At 72.1% G+C, this 17,204-nt stretch carries 14 protein-coding genes; 5 read left to right on the forward strand and 9 right to left on the reverse strand.

Annotated elements, in window-relative coordinates:
* Positions 1–3: 3 nt before the first annotated feature.
* The 4 genes from AC16DP_RS15410 to AC16DP_RS15425 all read right to left on the reverse strand — a co-directional run bounded on the left by AC16DP_RS15410 (position 4) and on the right by AC16DP_RS15425 (position 3,664).
* Positions 4–1,920 (reverse strand): ATP-binding protein, encoded by a 1,917-nt coding sequence (locus tag AC16DP_RS15410; protein ID WP_329731192.1) that lies wholly within the window; start codon positions 1,918–1,920, stop codon positions 4–6.
* Positions 1,917–2,888, reverse strand: coding sequence for an ABC transporter substrate-binding protein (locus AC16DP_RS15415; RefSeq protein WP_329731193.1), 972 nt, complete (start codon positions 2,886–2,888; stop codon positions 1,917–1,919). Before AC16DP_RS15415 ends, AC16DP_RS15410 begins: the two co-directional genes overlap by 4 nt.
* 87 nt (positions 2,889–2,975) lie before the next feature.
* Positions 2,976–3,191, reverse strand: a complete 216-nt coding sequence (locus tag AC16DP_RS15420) for a hypothetical protein (protein ID WP_329731194.1) — start codon at positions 3,189–3,191, stop codon at positions 2,976–2,978.
* Positions 3,167–3,664 (reverse strand): spermidine synthase, encoded by a 498-nt coding sequence (locus tag AC16DP_RS15425; protein WP_329731195.1) that lies wholly within the window; start codon positions 3,662–3,664, stop codon positions 3,167–3,169. The genes AC16DP_RS15420 and AC16DP_RS15425 overlap by 25 nt, the downstream gene beginning before the upstream one ends.
* A 225-nt stretch (positions 3,665–3,889) precedes the next feature.
* Here AC16DP_RS15425 and AC16DP_RS15430 point away from each other — a divergent pair, with 225 nt between their 5' ends.
* Positions 3,890–4,732: an SDR family NAD(P)-dependent oxidoreductase gene (locus AC16DP_RS15430; protein ID WP_329731196.1), complete on the forward strand. Its 843-nt coding sequence runs from the start codon at positions 3,890–3,892 to the stop codon at positions 4,730–4,732.
* A gap of 9 nt (positions 4,733–4,741) precedes the next feature.
* Here AC16DP_RS15430 and AC16DP_RS15435 read toward each other — a convergent pair whose 3' ends face one another.
* Positions 4,742–5,371, reverse strand: coding sequence for a hypothetical protein (locus AC16DP_RS15435; RefSeq protein WP_329731197.1), 630 nt, complete (start codon positions 5,369–5,371; stop codon positions 4,742–4,744).
* A 37-nt stretch (positions 5,372–5,408) separates the two neighbouring features.
* Here AC16DP_RS15435 and AC16DP_RS15440 point away from each other — a divergent pair, with 37 nt between their 5' ends.
* Together AC16DP_RS15440 and AC16DP_RS15445 are read left to right on the forward strand one after the other, a co-directional pair.
* Positions 5,409–8,276: an aldo/keto reductase gene (locus tag AC16DP_RS15440; RefSeq protein ID WP_329731198.1), complete on the forward strand. Its 2,868-nt coding sequence runs from the start codon at positions 5,409–5,411 to the stop codon at positions 8,274–8,276.
* 123 nt (positions 8,277–8,399) lie between these two features.
* The gene (locus AC16DP_RS15445; protein WP_329731199.1) at positions 8,400–9,296 is read left to right on the forward strand and encodes a hypothetical protein; all 897 of its coding nucleotides are present in this window, start codon (positions 8,400–8,402) and stop codon (positions 9,294–9,296) included.
* On the opposite strand, the gene AC16DP_RS15450 is transcribed toward AC16DP_RS15445, so the two are convergent.
* Together AC16DP_RS15450 and AC16DP_RS15455 are read right to left on the reverse strand one after the other, a co-directional pair.
* Positions 9,297–10,496, reverse strand: a complete 1,200-nt coding sequence (locus AC16DP_RS15450; RefSeq protein WP_329731200.1) for a tetratricopeptide repeat protein — start codon at positions 10,494–10,496, stop codon at positions 9,297–9,299.
* Positions 10,497–10,550: 54 nt separating this feature from the next.
* The gene (locus tag AC16DP_RS15455) at positions 10,551–11,477 is read right to left on the reverse strand and encodes a transporter (RefSeq protein ID WP_329731201.1); all 927 of its coding nucleotides are present in this window, start codon (positions 11,475–11,477) and stop codon (positions 10,551–10,553) included.
* Between the two features lie 126 nt (positions 11,478–11,603).
* Here AC16DP_RS15455 and AC16DP_RS15460 point away from each other — a divergent pair, with 126 nt between their 5' ends.
* On the forward strand, positions 11,604–12,338 hold the full coding sequence (locus AC16DP_RS15460) for a hypothetical protein (protein ID WP_329731202.1): 735 nt from the start codon (positions 11,604–11,606) through the stop codon (positions 12,336–12,338).
* Positions 12,339–12,608: 270 nt separating this feature from the next.
* On the forward strand, positions 12,609–14,030 hold the full coding sequence (locus AC16DP_RS15465) for a reverse transcriptase family protein (RefSeq protein ID WP_329731203.1): 1,422 nt from the start codon (positions 12,609–12,611) through the stop codon (positions 14,028–14,030).
* Between the two features lie 23 nt (positions 14,031–14,053).
* On the opposite strand, the gene AC16DP_RS15470 is transcribed toward AC16DP_RS15465, so the two are convergent.
* Positions 14,054–14,995 (reverse strand): DUF2381 family protein, encoded by a 942-nt coding sequence (locus tag AC16DP_RS15470; protein ID WP_329731204.1) that lies wholly within the window; start codon positions 14,993–14,995, stop codon positions 14,054–14,056.
* 107 nt (positions 14,996–15,102) lie between these two features.
* Positions 15,103–16,884 (reverse strand): serine/threonine protein kinase, encoded by a 1,782-nt coding sequence (locus AC16DP_RS15475; RefSeq protein ID WP_483956734.1) that lies wholly within the window; start codon positions 16,882–16,884, stop codon positions 15,103–15,105.
* Positions 16,885–17,204 lie beyond the last annotated feature (320 nt).

Genomic DNA, 17,204 nt, shown 5'->3' on the forward strand with positions numbered 1-17,204 from the left:
CGCTCAGGCGGACTTCGCCTGGCCGCTGGCCTTCCCGACCTTGTCGGCCACGGGCATGTAGACGCGGAAGGTGGTGCCCTTGCCCACTTCGCTGGACACCTCGATGCGCCCCCCCATCGCCGTGACGATGCCATGGCAGATGGACAGGCCCAGCCCCGTCCCCACGCCCACGGGCTTGGTGGTGAAGAACGGCTTGAACAGCCGCTGCAGGTTCTCCGGCGGAATCCCCACGCCCGTGTCCCGCACCGACACCACCACCCAGCTCTCGTCCACCCGCTCCGTGATGACGTGGACGCTGTGCGCCTTCGCGTCCCCCTCGGGAATGGCCTGGCCCGCGTTGACGAGCAGGTTGAGGAACAGCTGCCCGAGCCGCGACTCGTTGGCCAGCACGCGCGGCACCTCCCCGTACTCCTTCACCAGCTGCGCGCGGTGGCGGATGGTGGTGCGCGCCAGGCTCGCGCACGAGTCGAGCACCGCGTGGATGTCCACCGGGCCGAAGTGCTCGTCCTCCCGGCGCGAGAAGCTCCTCAGGTCATGCACGATGTTGCGCATGCGCTCGCCGCCCTCGAGTGCCTCGCGCAGCGCCTGTTGCACTTCCCGCGACTGCTCGTCCGACAGCGGCTTGCCCGCCTCGCCCGCTTCCCCCAGCTCGTCCACCGCGAAGCGCAGGTTGCTCAGCACGTAGGAGATGGGGTTGTTGAGCTCGTGCGCCACGCCCGCCGCCAGCGTGCCCAGCGACACCATCCGGTCCGTGGTGCGCAGCTTCTCCTGCACCTGCTTGCGCTCGGTGACGTCGCGCGCGATGGACACCACCGCCGGCTGCCCATCGAAGGGAATGGAGAACGTCACCACCTCGCCCAGCACCTGCTGCCCTTCCCGGTACCGGAAACGCACCTCCCGCGCCGAGCCGGGCTGGGACGTCTCGGCGAGCGAGTCCTGCTCCCCGGGCATGAGCAGCTCCTCCACCGCCCGGCCCCGCAGCTCCTCCTCGCGCGTGTAGCCCAGCAGCGCGACGGCCGCGGGGTTGGCGAAGAGCAGCCTCCGCTCCCGGTGGACGAAGACGGCGTCCGGCGTGCGCTCGATGAGCGTGCGGAAGCTCGCCTCCGAGCGCCGCAGGGCCTCCCGCTCCTGGCTGAGGCGCTCGGCCATCTCGTCGAAGGCCCGGCCCAGCGCCCCCATCTCGTCCATCCCGCGCAACCCGGCGCGTGCGCTCAGCTCTCCCCCCGCGAGCTGGTGGGCGACGAACTCCAGGCGCCGCACGCGCCTCCCCAGCGCGAAGTGGAAGAAGAGCCCCAGCAGCCCGGCGATCAGCACCAGCAGCAGGCTCGAACGGAGCGCGGAGCGCTCGGCCCGGTAGCGCTGCGCGGCCTTGAGCTGCGTCAGGTCGTGCTGGAGGTAGAGGATGCCCACCTGGCTCCCCAGGGGCTGGGGGCTGAGCTGGATGGGGTAGTAGCCCTCCACCCGCGAGCCGTCCTCGCTCACCTGCACGTCCCCGCTCATCCGCACCCTCGCGGTCTTCATGCGGGCGAGGGCTCCCGGACGGATGAGCTCCGGCCAGGCCTCCCAGACCGGATGGCCGAGCAGGTCCAGCCGGGTGGCGGCCAGCACGTTGCGCTGGTCATCGAGCAGCAGTCCCACCGTCAGGTGGGGATTGGAGCCCAGGTCCGCGAGCTCCTCGCGCACGGCCTCGAGCTGTCCGGTGCGCAGCAGGTACTCGAGCGTCCCCTGCAGGTGCGTCATCCGCTGGGTGACGTCCTCGCGCACGTGCTCCTCCACCTGCTGCTCGCGGTGGACCATGTCGCGCCCCAGCGTGTAGAGGCCGAAGAAGCACGCATACGCCAGCAGCAGCAGCGGGACGAGCACCCGCATGGTCAGCAACCGGTGCCACCCGGCGCGCCGTGTGGGGACGGAAGCGCTCATGGCGACACCCGCGTCAGTGGCGCCGTCTCGAGCATCCGCGAGGACTCCGTCCGTCCTGGGAGCCCGGGAAGCAGCTGGTGGTGCCGCAGCAACTCCCCCATCTGCTCGAGCGTCTCCCGCAGGACGGGCCGCGGGCCGGTGAGCAGGGTGTGCTGGGACGGCTCGTCCATGAGCCGCACGCCGGCCATGGCCTCCTGGAAGCGCTGGGGGTCCAGGCCGAGCCGGCCCGACATCCGCTGCATCGCCTCCTGGGGATGTTGCTGCTTCCAGGCGAGCGTGGAGAACCAGCCGCGCAGCAGCGCGTCCACGTGCTGGGGCCAGGCCTCGAGGAACTCCTCGCGCACCACCACCACGTCGATGATCTCCCCGGGGAGGCGGGAGCTGTCGAAGAGCCTGCGGGCGCCCAGGCTGGCGAGCCGCTGGCAATACGGCTCGAAGGTCACCACCGCATCCAGCTCGCCCCGCTGCCATGCCGCCACATGGGTCTCCAGGGGGCGGATGTCCAGCCGCACGTCCTCGTGCCGCAGCCCGGCCTGCTCGAGCGCCCGGGTGAGCATGTACATCCCGAGCACCGACTCCTCGGAGCTGATCCGCCGGCCCTGGAGCGCGGAGATCGACTCCAGCTCGGGCCGGGCCATCACGCAGTCCGCCCCGTGCGAGGCGTCGAGCACCAGCACCACCTTCGGATCATGGCCGAGCTGCTCGAGCGACAGCACCTCCTCGAGGGTGGTGGACACCGCGTCGATGGCGCCGTTGCGGAACGCGCGCATGAGCTGGGCGGAGGACACGTACTCGACCAGGTGGATGCGCTCGGAGGGGAGCAGTCCCAGCTTCTGGCCGAGGAAGAGCGGCTCGTTGCCGGGCCAGGGCGTCGTGCCCAGCCGGAGCCGGGGCTCGGGCGTGGGCGTGCATGCGCACAGCAGCAGCAGTGCCGCGAGCAGCCAGCTCTGGGGTCTGGGTGCGTTCATTCCGGGTCCAGATCCAGGATATCAAGAAAAGCGCCCGCGTCGCGACGATCCTCCAGGCTGCCTGCCCTCCAGGCAATCAGGCCCGCTTCACCGGGAAACCGATGGGGCCGCCTCGTGTATCCGCTGGACGCGGGCGCGCAGGGACTCCAGGGCCTGCTGACCACCGGGGGCCGCGTGCAGGTGCTCGAAGATGAAGCCCGGCCCACCGGCGACGAGCCGCTCGACGGTGGCGGCGCTCTCCCCGGGTGGCTCCCGGGGGAGGAAGTCCAGCACCGGATTCATGTCCCGGTTGATGAGCGGCACGTGCGAAGCACCACGCCCCCGGGCCGCAGGTGCCGGCGCGCCTCGCGGAAGTGCTCCTGGGTGTAGAGCCGCAGGCCGTCCTCGCTCGCGAGCATCATCGCGTCCGACAGGATGACGTCGTACGTGTCGGGGCTCATCTTCAGGACGTGCCGGCCGTCCATCACGTCCACGCGCACGTTGGCGCGCCGGCTGGCCTTCCCGTTGAGCGCCTCGAAGTACTGCTCGGCCATCGGAATCAGGTGCTCGTCGAGCTCGGCGATGTGCAGCAGCTCGGGCTCGTGCCCACCCGGCTTCGATATCCCCTCTCCCTCCGGGAGAGGGACGGGGTGAGGGTATCGGATGCCCGTGCCGGCCCCCCGTGTCAGGCGCAGCACCCAGGGCTGGAGACCGGGCACGGGGGTGGAGGCGGCATCGCTCGCCGGGAGGCCGGGAGGATCGGGCGGACGGAGCACCGCGGCCGGGGTCTGTCTCATCGGGGCGTGAGCGCGAGGATGCCACGACCTCGGACTTCTCTCGGATCCACGCCCGCTGGGAGCGCCCGCGCACCGGGTGGAAACGGGTCAACCCCGTTTCGTGAGAACCCGGATAAATCACGGCTTTTTACTGGATTACTGGATAATTCCAGCATAGCTGGCAACCCGTGTGCCTTCCCCGAGCGGGGCTGGTGCACGGAAGGTGCTTGTGAAACGAGGGTTGCCATGACGAAGGACTTCCTGAAGGACCGGGTGTGCCTGGTGACGGGTGGGGCCCAGGGGATCGGCTGGGCGACGGCGCGGCGGCTCGCGGAGGCCGGAGGCACGGTGTACGTGTGCGACATCTCCGAGGAGCACCTGAAGACGGCGTCGGCGAGGGCGGCCGAGCTGCCCTGGCCCGGGCGCTTCCACTTCGCCCGCTGCGACGTGGCGGACCGGCAGGGAGTGGAGGCGTGGTGCCAGGGGGTGCTGGAGAAGGAGGGCCGCATCGACGTGCTGGTGAACAACGCCGCCTTCATCCGGTGGGAGAGCGTGCTGGACATGTCCGTGGAGGACGTGGAGCGGACGATGGAGGTGGGCTTCAACGCCATCGTGTACACCACGCGCAAGGTGCTGCCCTCCATGCTGGAGAAGGGGCGGGGCCACATCGTCAACGTGGGCTCGTCCGCGGGACGCGTCTTCGCGGGCAGCTCGTCCGCGGCCTATGCGGCGGTGAAGGCGGCGGTGGGCGGGTACACGCAGATGTTGCAGGAGGAGCTGCGGAACACGCCGGTGCACGCGATGCTCGTGCGTCCGGGGACGGTGGCGGGGACGGAGTTCTTCGGCAAGCACGTGCCCTCCTCGCGTATGCCCCGGCTGGCGGACTTCGTGCGGCCCCTGAGCCCCGACGAGGTGGCGGAGGCCATCCTGGAGGGAATCGGGCGGCGCAGGCCCATCGTGGACGTGCCCCGCTCGCTGGGCGTCTTCTACGTGCTCTTCGATCACGCGCCGGGCCTGCTGCGCTGGATGACGCGCGTGGGCGGCAGCGCCCGGAGTGATTTCGGCGTCCTGCCGGGCCGGCCCGTCTGAGGCGCGGCGTCAGCCGGTGGAGCGCAGACGGTGGACGAGGATGTTCTGGACCGCCTCGGCGACCCGCCCGGTGTCGGGCTGGAGCTCCTCGGGGAGCCAGTAGAAGAGCGTCCGGCCCTCGGCCTCCACCCGGGTGCGGAGAAAGGACATGCCTCCCGACTCGGCCCGCTCGCCGCTCCGGGGAAGGCAATGGCGGCACAGGCAGGGCAGGGGTCCCCGCGTATCGTGGGCCGTGAGGTTGATGCGCGGCCCCCCTTCCAGCAGCGCCACGTCCCCGGCCGTCAGCGTCCGAGGCGTCTGCAGGGACATGCCCAGGGCTCCCTTCGCGGCCTGGATGCCCTTGCCCGACTCGAAGCGGAGGCGGGGAATGAGGGCGGTGACGTCCGTGATGGGCACGCGGTTGGGGGCGGCGCGCCACTCGCCGTCCTCGAAGCGCAGGGCCTCGAGCACCGCCACCAGCCAGAGTGACTCCGAGGGCGGCCGCACGGTGACGAGGAAGAGGCGCCCTCCGGCGCGCAGCGGCTCCAGGTGCTTGCTGGCGCTGCGGTAGCGATCGGTGGGGAGTACCTCGCCAGGGGCACGTCCGGCCGCTTCCTTCTCGAACACGGCCTTGCTGATGATCGCCAGCATGTCGGGCATGTCCCCGATTCTATCAGGGCGCGTAGAGTCCGAGGGCATGGGCCTGTTGGATCCAGCCGTGGTGCGGCTGCTCGACGAGAACGCCGAGGTGCGCCGCGAGGCGGTGGAGGCCGTGGACACCTCGGCCGCGCCGGGCCGCTTCGCCCTGCGTCAGGCGCTGCTGACGGACGAGGACGCCGAGGTCCGCGCCTCCGCCGCGCGCCGGTTGGGGGAGCTCCGGGATGGGCGCTTCGTCCCGGCGCTGCTCGAGGCCCTGGGAGACCCGATGGCCAGTGTGCGCGACCGGGCCTGGCGCGCCCTGGCCCGGCTGGGTTCGGAGGTACTGCTGACACGGGTGCCCCGGGCCCTTCGCGAGGAGCCGGTCTGGTGGGTGCGCCGCGCGGCGATCCGGGCCGCGGCCTCGGTGGCGGGCTCGGGGGCCCTGGAGCTCCTGTTGGAGGCGCTGGAGGACCCCTTCTGGCGCGTGCGCAACGCGGCGGTGCAGGCGCTGGCCTGGTGGGGAGAGGCGGACGCGCTCGTGCGGCAGCGGGTGCGCGCCGGGGCCAGCGATTCCCGGAAGGGCGCGGTGAAGGCCGCCGCCGCGTACCTGGAGGGCGTGTGGGGTGGGGCGGCTCCGGCTTCGGCCGAGTCCCTCCTGCCCACGCCCGGGCCGTCCCAGGGAATGGCGGGGCCGCTCGACAACGAGGATCCGGCGGTGGTGACGGCGCGGCTCGAGCGGATGCCCGCCTCGGACGTGCCCGTGGCCGAGCTGGTGAAGTGGCTCGGAGATCCCCACGAGCCGCTGCGGGCCCTGGCCCGGCGGCGGCTGCGCGAGCGGAGGGAGCCGGAGGCCCTGCGGCTCGCGCTGCGGTGGTTGGACGAGCCGCGTGTCCCGCATGCCGCGGACGAGGTCCGGGCCCTGCTCGAGCGGCTCGACGTGGACGAGGTGGCGCTCGCGTTCCGGATTCTCGACGAGCCGCCGAGGCCGGGCGCGGTGGGGCTGGCGGCATGGGTGGCCGCGCGCAGGGCGCATCCGGGGCTGCTGGAGCGGGTCCGTCCCCTGGCCCGGCACCCCGAGCCCGCGGTGCGGCGCGCGGCGCTCTCGGGGCTCGTGCATGACCCGGAGAGCCGGGCCCTGGTCCTGTCCGCGCTCGAGGACTCCGACGAGACGGTGCGCGAGGAGGTGCTCGCCGCGTGGGAGCGGAGGCCGGTGGCCCCGGAGGCGCTCGAGGCCCATGCCCGGGCGCTGGTGGCCTTCGCGCCTCGCGCCCGTTCCCCTCGCGAGCGCCGGGCGGTGGCGGAGGCGGCGGCCTTCCTGGAGGACGAGCTCCCGCTGGCCCGGGCCTCGGGGGACGAGGACCCGTCCATCCGCGCGGTGGCGTTGGCGGCGCTCCTGGAGCTCGGGGTGCTCTCCGAAGCGGAGCTGCGCGAGGCCTCCCGGCACGAGGATCCGTGGATCCGCGCCGCCGTGTTGGACACGGACTCGGCGAGGGCCGCGTGCGGAAGCGACCCGGACCTGCCGGTGCGCCGCGCGGCGATGCACCTCCTCGTGTCCCGCCGGCACGCGCTGTCCGCCCCGGACTCGCGCGCCGTGGCGCTCCTGGGAGCGGGGTCTCCGGACCCGTGGATCCGCGCCCGCGCGGCCGGGCTGCTCCAGGCGGAGGGGGAGCGGGAGGAGCTGGGCGCGCTGCTGCGCCTGTCGCTCGACACCTCGCCCATGGTGCGGGCCGCGGCGGCCTCGGCGCTGGAGGCGTGTGACACGCTCGACGTGCGGCTGGCGGACCTGCTGCACGGCCCCGGGGCGGAGCGGGCCGAGGACGTCCGTGTCTCCGCCTACACGTGGTGGCTCCGCCAGGGGGATGACGCCGCCTTCGAGCGCCTGTGCGCCGTGTTGCGCGATGCCTCCGAGCCGGAGCGGGTGGCCTCGCACCTGGAGGCGCTGACGCTCGTCTTCCCCGACGAGGCCCTCGCGCGGGCTCCCGACATCGAGCGCCGCCGGCCCACGCGTTCGCAGCGGATGCAGGCGCCAGTCCGCGCGGCACCCGAGTCCCCGTTGCACTCCTCCCGGCGGCTCCTGGGCCGGACGGGGTTGAGCGTCTCGCCGCTCGTGCTCTCGGGTGCCCACGGCCTGCCGGTCAGCGCACTGGCCGAGGCCCATGAGGCCGGGGTGAACGCGTTCTTCTGGGAGCCGCGCTACACGGAGCTCACGCGCTTCCTGCGCTCGGGCCGGACGCGGAGGGACGGGCTCGTGGTGGTGGCGGGCACGTACCACTCGGGCGCCGAGGCCATCCGCCGGGACGTGCGGGCCGCGCTGCGCCTGCTGCGCACGGACCACCTGGATGTCTTCCTGCTGTTCTGGGTGCGCTCGCGCGAGCGGCTGGACGCGGAGAACTTCGAGGCGCTCGAGGCCCTGCGCGCCGAGGGCCGCCTCCGTGCCTTCGGCTTCTCCACCCACCACCGGGAGCTCGCACGGGAGGCTCTGAGCCAGCACCCGTGGCCGGTGGTGATGACGCGCCACAGCGCCGCGCACCCGGGCGCGGAGGCGGCGCTCTTCCCCGAGGCCCTCGAGCGCGGGACGGGCGTACTGACCTTCACCGCCACCTGTTACGGGCGCCTCTTGCGGCCCGCGCCGGGCGAGCCCCCGGACACGCCGCTCCCCAGCGCCGTGGACTGCTACCGCTATGCGCTGTCCCAGCCCGGAGTGGGCGCGTGCCTCAGCGCACCGCGCAACCACCGCGAGCTGAGGCAGAACCTGGAGGTGCTCGAGCGCCCCTGGATGATGCCGGACGTGCTGGCGGCGATGCGTGCCCACGGCGAGCGCGTACGAGCGGGCAACCAGCGCTTCAATGCCCTCGTGCGTCAGGCCCCGGGAGGCACGCGCGACACCCTGCTGGCGCTGCTCGACGAGGAGTCACCCGGCGTCTGAGAATTCGAGAGCGTGGCGACTGTTCACGGGCAACGGAGCCGGTGTGTGCTGGAGCATCCACGTGAACCCGCGCGGCGACACTTCTCCTGGAGCCCACCCCCACGGGCTCCAGGGGAATACGCCATGAAAGCCACCCAAGTGCTCGGAGTGATGCTGCTGGTCCTCACCGGAGGCTGTGGCCCGGTGGATGAACCCGTGAACCCGTCCGGGGCGCCTGCCCACACGGCGGCCCAGGCCCTCGAGGAGGGCAATGGACTCGCCTTCAACGGGCTCGCCTTCAACGGCCTGGCCTTCAACGGGCTCGCCTTCAACGGGCTCGCCTTCAACGGCCTGTCCAGCGCCAGCTTCTCGTCCTGGTTCCAGCAGCACCCGGCCGAGTCCAACCAGTTCATGAAGTACCTGGTCCATTGCTCCGTCCCGGCCGGGCAGACCCGGACGTACTCGGATGGCACGGCCACCCATGTCTGGAACGGCGGCCTCGGGCTGGCACCCGCCTGGTCCAACGGCTCGCCCGCGACGCTGGAGGAGCAGCAGGTCGTCTCCGCGTGCCTGGCCTCGCTCGTCAACAAGTACGGGCGCACCGTGCTCATCTCCATCCTGGGCACCAATGCGCTGGGGCGGTCCATTCCCACCACGGCCTCGGAGCGGGGCAGCTTCACCCTCCGGGAGGGGTGCTTCTTCGGCAACCTCTTCAACGGGGAGGGACTGTTCGCCGGCAACGATCAGGGCATGCTGTTCCCGGAGCAGAGCAGCCTCCGCGCCTGTGCGCTCTCGAGCGGCAATGCGTGCCCGCCGCTCACCCATGTGGGGAGCTGCCACGCGCGCTGCCAGCCGGACATCACGGGCTCGTACTTCATCCGGTGCACCGTCAACGGCGTCACCTACCACCCGCTCACCACGCGGCTGCGTCCCCAGGACATCTCCACGTGTGGGGACGGCATCTGCCAGCGGCCCAACGAGTCCTGCGGCACCGGCAACCGCGCCGACAGCTGCAAGCGCGATTGCGGCGTCTGCGACTGATCAGCCGCGGATGATGGGCGGCCGCATGGGCGCCCCGTGGATCTGCGCCTCCAGCTTCCGGGCCTGCTCCACCAGGGCCGCGTCGTTGCTGGCCTTCACGGGCTCGAGGGCCGACAGGGCCTCGGGCTTGCGGCCCTGCTTGAAGAGCGCCAGCGCGAGGTTGAGGCCCACCCGGGGCTCCTTCGGGTGCTCCTCGGACAGCACGCGGAGCACGCGCTCCGCCTCGGCGGCCCGTTCCTCCGCCAGGTACAGGCGCGACAGATCCAACATGGGCTCCAGGGCCCGCGGCGCGGTGCGGTGCAGCTCCTCCAGCACCGCGAGCGCCTCGGCGTGCTGGCCCTGCGCCGTGCGCACCTGCGCGAGCGCGTGCCGGGGCTCGAGCGCCTCGGGGGCGCGCTGGATGGCCTCCTGGAGCGCCTGGGCCGACTCGGGCAGCTTCCCCATGGTGAGCAGGGCCAGGCCGCGCTGGTAGAGGGGGTTGGCATCCCCGGGCTTGAGGGCCTCGAGCGCGCGCGCCGCCTCGACGGCCTTCTGGGGCTCGCCCATCACCAGGGCGCATTGGAAGCGCGCCTCCTGCAGCGGCGCCTCGCGGGGGTGGGCGGTCACGGCCTCCGTCAGCACGCCCATGGCCGCGCCGAAGTCCTTCAGGGCCATGAGCGCGCGGGCATGCAGCAGCCGGGGCATCCACTCGCCGGGGGCGAGCCCGCTGGCCACGCGGAACGCCTCCCTGGCCTTCTCCGGGCGGCCCTGGCGCAGGGCCACCTGTCCCAGGTCCACCAACGCCTGGGGGCTCTCGGGATGGAGGGTGAGCGCCGCGCGCAGCGCCTGGGAGGCCTCGGCGTCCATGCCCCGGCGCAGCAGGGCCTGGGCGTGGGCGTAGTGCTCCGCGAAACCGGCGCCCGGGGCCTGCGCCAGGCTGGCCAGCTCCTTCAGGATGCCGGGGCTGTCCCCATCATCGTCCAGGGAGGCGCTCAGGGCGCGCGCGGCCGGGTGCTGGGGGGAGATCGCCACCGTGCGCGCGAGCGACTTCCGGGCCGCCTCGGGCTGGCCGAGGGCGAGCTGGGCCCGGGCCAGGCCGAACCAGCAGTCCACGTCCTGGGGCTGCGAGCGGAGCGCGGCCTCGAAGGCGGAGACCGCCGCGGCGAAATCGCGTCGGGCGAGGAGCTGAAGACCTGGCTGGGCGTGCTCGGAAGGGTTCATGGCGCCGGGCATTGTAGCCCTTCCCCCGGGCACGCATCAGGGGATTGGGGGGACTCAGTCGTCCCAGGTGGTGAGCAGTCCGGGGACCTCGCGGGCCAGGTTGCCCGCGTTCACGTTGCCCGAGACGTCCAGGCCCACGCCCACGCCCACGGCCGCATAGGCCTTGGCCTTGAAGTGGGTGAAGCCGGCCTCGAACTCCGCGCCCGCCATGGCGCCCGCCGCCGCGGTGACGCCCAGCTTGCCCTTGGCCACTTCATTGCCGTTGATGGTGGTGGTGATTTCACCGGACAGGCTGCCCTTGGCGCCGGCGAAGCCCTCGGCTCCGGCCGTCACGGACACGCCGTCCTTGCCCACGTGCACCTTGAGGTTGATGGAGCCGTCGATGCCGACGTTGCCCTCGGCGCCCAGCTTCACCTTGACGGAGATGTCCTCTCCGTTGACCTTGAACTTGAACTCCTTCTCGGCCGACCCCTCCGCCTTGACGAGGTTGGCCTCCACCTCGAGCTTCAGGTTGATGTCGACGCCGCTCAGGCCCTTGGTCTGGACGTTCGCCTCGCCATCGACCTTGAAGCTGGGGCCCGTCACCTTGCCGCTGACGTCCACGCCGCCCGGCAGCTTGCCCTTGCCCTCGGCCAGGGTGGCGCCGCCCGCCTCGTAGAGGGGCTTGGAGTCCTTGCCCTTGGTGGACAGGAGCGTCGTCGTGCCCTGCGGGGTGACCTTGCCCTTCTGGGTGGGTTTGGTGTCCTTGCCCTTGTAGTCGTACTGGTCGCGCGTCCCGGTCTTCTTGTTGTCGTACGTCTTCGACTTCGTCGTCGTGGACGTCTGCTCGTTGGAGCGGGTCGTCGTGGTGGTGACGCGGTTCTCCTTCACCGCGCTCTTGGAGGAGCCATTGCCCGTCGTCGCCTTCTGCCTGCTCACCTCGATGCCGCTGCTGCGGGCATTGCTGTAGACGTTCGAATCAGAGCGGCGGATGGGAGGCATGGAGGTTCTCCGGCGGGAGCCACGAAAAAGGCCCGGAATTCTACGCTGACCCCATTATCGCGGAGTCGCCACGGGAGTTGCGTGATTCCGGCCGATTTTTCCGGGGAGCATGGCATCGTCCTCGGGATGACCTCGAACCGAAGGCGTTCCAAGGGGGTGTGGCTGGCGTTGGGATTCGCGGCCCTGGTGTCCGGCGCGCTCGCCGTCGCCATGGGGTACTCCTCACGCGTGGCCCGGGAGGAGGCGGGACAGGCGGAGTCACTCCCCGTCCTGGAGGCTTCCACCCTGGGTGGAATGGCACCGGGAGAGACGGTGCTGGTGGGGGGGCGGCTGGCCAGCGACAACCCCGTGCGGTTGCGCCGGTACGTGGCGTACCTGCACTTCGAGCCGTACCGGGACACCTCGGGGAGCAGCGCGCGGACGCGCTGGCGGGTGAGGGAGCGCGTGACGCCGCCCCTGCTGCTGGAGACGGGCTCGGGGCGGGTCCGCATCCGCAACGAGGACTATCAACTCGGGGCGGCCACGAAGGAGCCCGGGGAGCTGGACGAGCGGGGCCCCACCTCGTGGCGGGACGAGAAGGACGAGGGGGCGTGGGATCCATCGCGGCCGTCCACGGGGACCCAGTGGTACACGGGCTTCGAGGCGGGCCAGGACGTGGTGGTGCTGGGCTCGCTGGCGAGCGGAGGGGCGGCGCCGGAGGTGAACGCCACCCGCGTCTTCGGTGGCACGAAGGCGGAGCTGGTGGCCTCGGCCCGGAGCTCGGCCGGGTTCTTCCAGATCGCGGCCTGGGTGCTGGCCCTGGTGTGCGCGGCGGCGCTGCTGGGGTTGGTGTGGCCCCTCTTGGGCCGCTCGCGACGCTGATCACCCTCCGCCGGAAGGAGAGGGAAGTGGGGCGAGCAGGCGCGTGTCCTTCCCACCCCGTCCGGGTTGTGGTGAGCTTGTCTCCGGTGCTCCTGGGGTCGCGTGCAGCCAGCCTTCCGTCCGCGATGTCACGTCGCGGCTGCTGACGTTACCCATTGAAGAACGATGCAGTACGAGGTCTGCCTGCGGGCCTCCCGACCTCGTCTGCCTCTGCCGTGCAGGTGGCGGCGGCTCCAGGAGCACCGGTCTCCTCCTCGCCGGGTACAGCGCATGAACCTCGCCAGCCTCCTCCTCGAGCTCAAGCCCCTGCTGGCGGACCCCGACGCGAACTTCGAGCGCATCACCGAGCTGCTGGAGCGTCACCAGGACCTGGCCGAGTACGAGGTGGCGCGCTTCTTCGTGAGCCGCCACTGGCAGGCCCCCGTCGAGCGCAGGCTGCGCAGCGTGGACCCGCGCGAGCGGCTCCAGGGCGTGCGGCAGCTCCCGCTGCTCTTCTCCAGCACCACGGCGGCCCGGTGGCTCCGCCAGCGCGTGAAGGATCCCGACAACCGGGTGGCCCAGAGCGCGCGCTCCGCGGTACGCAAGCTGGGGCTCGCGGACGTGGCGCCGCCGGATCTCCGGGGGGACCCCCGCTACCGCCATGGTGCCGTGGGCGGGTGGAACCCCACGGGCTGGAACTTCGGCCTCTTCGCGAACCAGATTCATGGCTACAGGCGGCGGGTGAAGCGTCCGCCCCCCACCTCGGGCGAGCTGCCCGCGCTGCGCACCCGGGCCGATGTGGCGCGGTTGGTGGGCGTGGACGAGTCCGCGCTGGACGCGCTGATGCGTCCGGGCACGGAGGCGGGCTCGGGGTACGTGGAGTTCGAGGTCCCCAAGCGCTCGGGCGGGGTGCGCCGCATCTCGGCGCCGCGCCAGGCGCTCAAGGAGGTGCAGCGGGCCCTTCTCGACCAGGTGCTCGCGCGCATGACGCCGCACCCGGCCGCGCACGGCTTCATCGAGGGCCGCTCCACGGTGAGCAACGCGGAGCCCCACGTGGGCGCCACCGCGGTGGTGCGGGTGGACCTGGAGGACTTCTTCCCCACGGTGCACTACCGCCGGGTGAAGGGCCTCTTCCTGTCCCACGGCTACGGGGACGAGGTGGCCGGGGTGCTCGCCGGGCTCACCACGCACCGCGCGAAGCTGCCGGATGGGACGGTGGTGTGGCCGGGCGTGCTGCCCCAGGGCGCGCCCACGTCGCCGGCCATCGCCAACCTCGTCTGCCGGCGCCTGGATGCGCGCCTCACCGCGCTGGCCGGGAAGTTCGGCGCCACCTACACCCGCTACGCGGACGACCTGTCCTTCTCCTTCCGCGCGCCTCCCGAGCGCCTCGGCCGCTTCTTCTGGTGGCTCAACGCCATCCTCCAGCAGGAGGGCTTCACCGAGAATGGCGCCAAGCGGCGGGTGATGCGCCAGGGCTCGCGCCAGCGGGTGACGGGCCTCACGGTGAACCAGAAGGTCTCCATCCCCCGCGAGGAGCGGCGGCGCTTCAAGGCCATCCTCGCCAACTGCCGCGAGCACGGCGTGGCCTCGCAGGCCAGGGGCCGGCCGGACTTCGAGCGCTGGCTGGAGGGCTACGCGGCCTATGTCCGCATGGTGCACCCGGAGCTGGGCGCCCGCTGGCAGGGCGAGGTGAAGGCGCTGCTCGGGCGATGAGGGCCCGGCGGGGCCCGGTGGCGCTATGGGAAGGTCACGCCGTCGAAGCGCTCGCCTCCGCCGCTCGCCTCCTGGCTCCGCAGCTTCAGCGAGAAGGTTCCGCGCGCCTCCTGTTCGTCCATCTCCACCTCCACCCCGATGCTGCCTGACTTCCCCGGGAGAATGGGCTCCCGCTGCCACGCGCCGAGCACCTTCCACTCCTCGCCCTCGGGCCCCACCAGCACCGCCCCCGCCAGCGTCCAGGGCATGCTCCCGGTGTTTTGCAACTCCAGTTCCACGGCCAGCCGCACCACCTCGCGCTCACCTTCCGCGCGTGTCGTGCCGGAGCGGTAGCTGCGTGCGCTGACGCTGGTGAGCGTGTTGCCTGGAGGCGAGGTGACGCTCCGGGTGATGTTCTTATCGGTGATGCCACCCTCACCCAGCAGCTGCTGAGCGAGCAGGCTCAGGAACCCCACCTGCCCACTGCACCGCGTCTCCAGGCGCGCCTTGTCCTCCTGGCACTGTCGCGCTTCCGCCCGCGCCTGCTGCTCGCCCTCGCCGCAGGAGGCGGGCGGGCGTGGCTGGCGTGTCACCTCCACCTGCCGCGCGGCCTCGGAGGGGTGCACCACCAGGGAGAAGGTGACGTCCGCCGGGGCCGCGCCGTCCTGGAAGGAGACCGTCATGGGTACGCGCTCTCCGCGCATGAGCGTTCGCGAGGGCACGAGTGTGAGGCCCGCCTCATCCTCCATCACCCGGAAACGCTCCCGCCCGGCCACTTCCACGCGCCCCACTTTCGCGTCGAAGAGGAAGCTGGTGGTGAGGCCCGGGTGGATGCACACCTCGAGTGCCTCTCCGTGCATGTCTTCCGTCAGCTCCAGGTGGCGCGTCCCCGTCACACAGCCAGATGGGGCGGACAGTGCGGAGGCGTCCAGGGGGGCAGCGAGCAACGCGAGTCGCAACAGGGCAGCGGAGGACAACACGGGCATGGGGCAGGAGTCTCCCGAGGACGTGGACAGAACCGCGGGAGTGGGGCTCTACCATACCTCCTGCCCGGTCGTGTCCGGCCCACCACCGTCCCGCTTCCCGGACGCCCCTATTTGAAGCGGTCCACCACCCGCACCCGCGCAACGGGGTCCACCATCATCTTGCCCGGCGGGCTGCCGGGCTCGATCTCGAGGCCCACCTTGTTGTCCGTGTCCAGCAACTCCAGGCACACCGGGTACGTCACCCCGTTGGGCGTGCGTGCCTCGGTGAAGCGGCCGTACACCCGCCCCTCCTTGACGTAGAGCCGCCCGGAGACCCGGGTGTTGTCCGGCAGCGCGAAGCGTCCTCCATAGCCAAAGCGATCGGCTCCCGCATCCCAGTCGCCCGCGAGGTAGGCAGGAGTGTCTTCGTCCACGCGCACATACCTGCCGCGCACGTCGCTCCACTCCACGCTCTTCTTTTCTCCCAGGCGGAAGCCAAGCGTACCCGTCATGGTCTCCAGGGCCCCGGCGGGGCAGGCCTGGGGAGGCGGGGCGGGGCGCTCGGGGGGCACCTGCTGCGCGGCCCCCACGCAGGACTGCAAGGCGGCGCCGGTGAGGCCGAGACACGCGTTGCGCATGGCGGTGCCCCGGCGCTTCGGGGCGGCTTCGAGCTGGGGGCCGGGGGTTGTCTGCGGCGGCTGCTTCACGGGAGCACTGTCCTTTCGGGGCGCCAGCGGCGGGGCGGCGGCCGGGGGCGGAGGCGCCTCGGGCAGAGGCGCGGCCACGGCCCGCACAGGTTCCGGCGCTGGCCTCCCCGGCGCCACTTCCTGGCTGGAGCCGGGCCACCACGCCCCCAGCACCACGGCCAACCCCACGCCCACCGCCGCCAACAGCCGGCCCCAGCGCACCCAGGGCTTCACCGGCCGCCGCCGCTCCGGGTGCAGCACCTGCTTCCAGTCCACGTCCGCGCGGGCCCTCACCTCCTCCAGCGCCGCGTGCAGTGCCACCGCGCCCGGGTAGCGCGCCTCGGGCGTCTTGGCCAGCAGCCGCAAGCACACCTCTTCCACCGCCCGCGGCACGTTCGGGTTGACGAGGTGCGGAGGCAGGGGCGTCTGGTGCAGCACCGCCTCCACGTCCTCGCCCCCGTGCTCGGCGGGCCGGAAGGGGAAGCGGCCCGTGAGCAGCCGGTAGAGCACCACGCCCACCGCGTACAGGTCGTCTCCCGGCCCCGCCCGGTAGTGCGCGCCCGGCTCTCCCGCGTGTGCACGTCCATAGGCCCAGGCCTCCGGCGCGCGGTAGGGCAGCGTGCCCGGGGGAAACATCCCCTTCGTCAGCGTGGGGTCTCCCTCGTGGTAGCCCGCGCCGAAGTCCACCAGCACCGCCTGGCCCGTTTTCTGGCGCACCAGGATGTTGGCCTCCTTCACGTCACGGTGCACCACCCGCGCTTCGTGCACCACCGCCAGGCCGCACACCACCTCCAGCACCCGGTCCACCACCTCACCCACGGTGCGCCCGGGGGCCAGCCCCCACGCGTCCAGGGTGGTGCCTTCAATCAACTCCATCCTCAGCCACACGTAGCGTGGCTCGTGCTCGGGCCACTGGCCGGCGCCCACCTGGCGCCCGAGGTTGGGGTGGCGCAGGAGCATGCCCAGCGACAACTCGCGCCAGGCCCGCTCGGCGCGCTCCGGGCCTGCCTCCAGCGGCAGCACCTTGAGGGCGAACAGGCGGCCCTCGGGGCTGCGCACCCGGTAGACGATGGCGAAGCCGCCGCGGCCCAGCACTCCTTCCACCACGTCTCCGCCAATGCGGGTGCCGGGCGGTAGCGGCGGCGTCTCGAAGGGATGCTGGGCGCCCGCGCCGTGCGGGGGGACGGGGTTCTCGGGGCTGGGAGAGGGCGAATGTGTGGACACGCGGGGCCTACCTCGTAGAACCTCAACTTAGCAGGTTGAGTGTTCCGACTGGGGCCACGCAAACCGTGCCCGCCGCCCCCTTCACTCGTAGTCGACTACGAGCGGCGTATGCCTTTATCCCACATCAATCGTAGTCGACTACGACTGGTGTACGGGAGAGCAGGAGGGAGCGCTCCGGGCGCGGTGTCGTCAGACTTGGTCGGGTAGACCGGGGAGTTACCTCCCCGGCCCCCCACGGATCCGGACGTGCGGAATTCCCGCATCCGGCTCTTCGGCTCATGGACTCACTGCGAGCGGAAGCCCATCTCGCACCCTGCGCT

The organism is Archangium sp. (genome assembly GCF_057119385.1).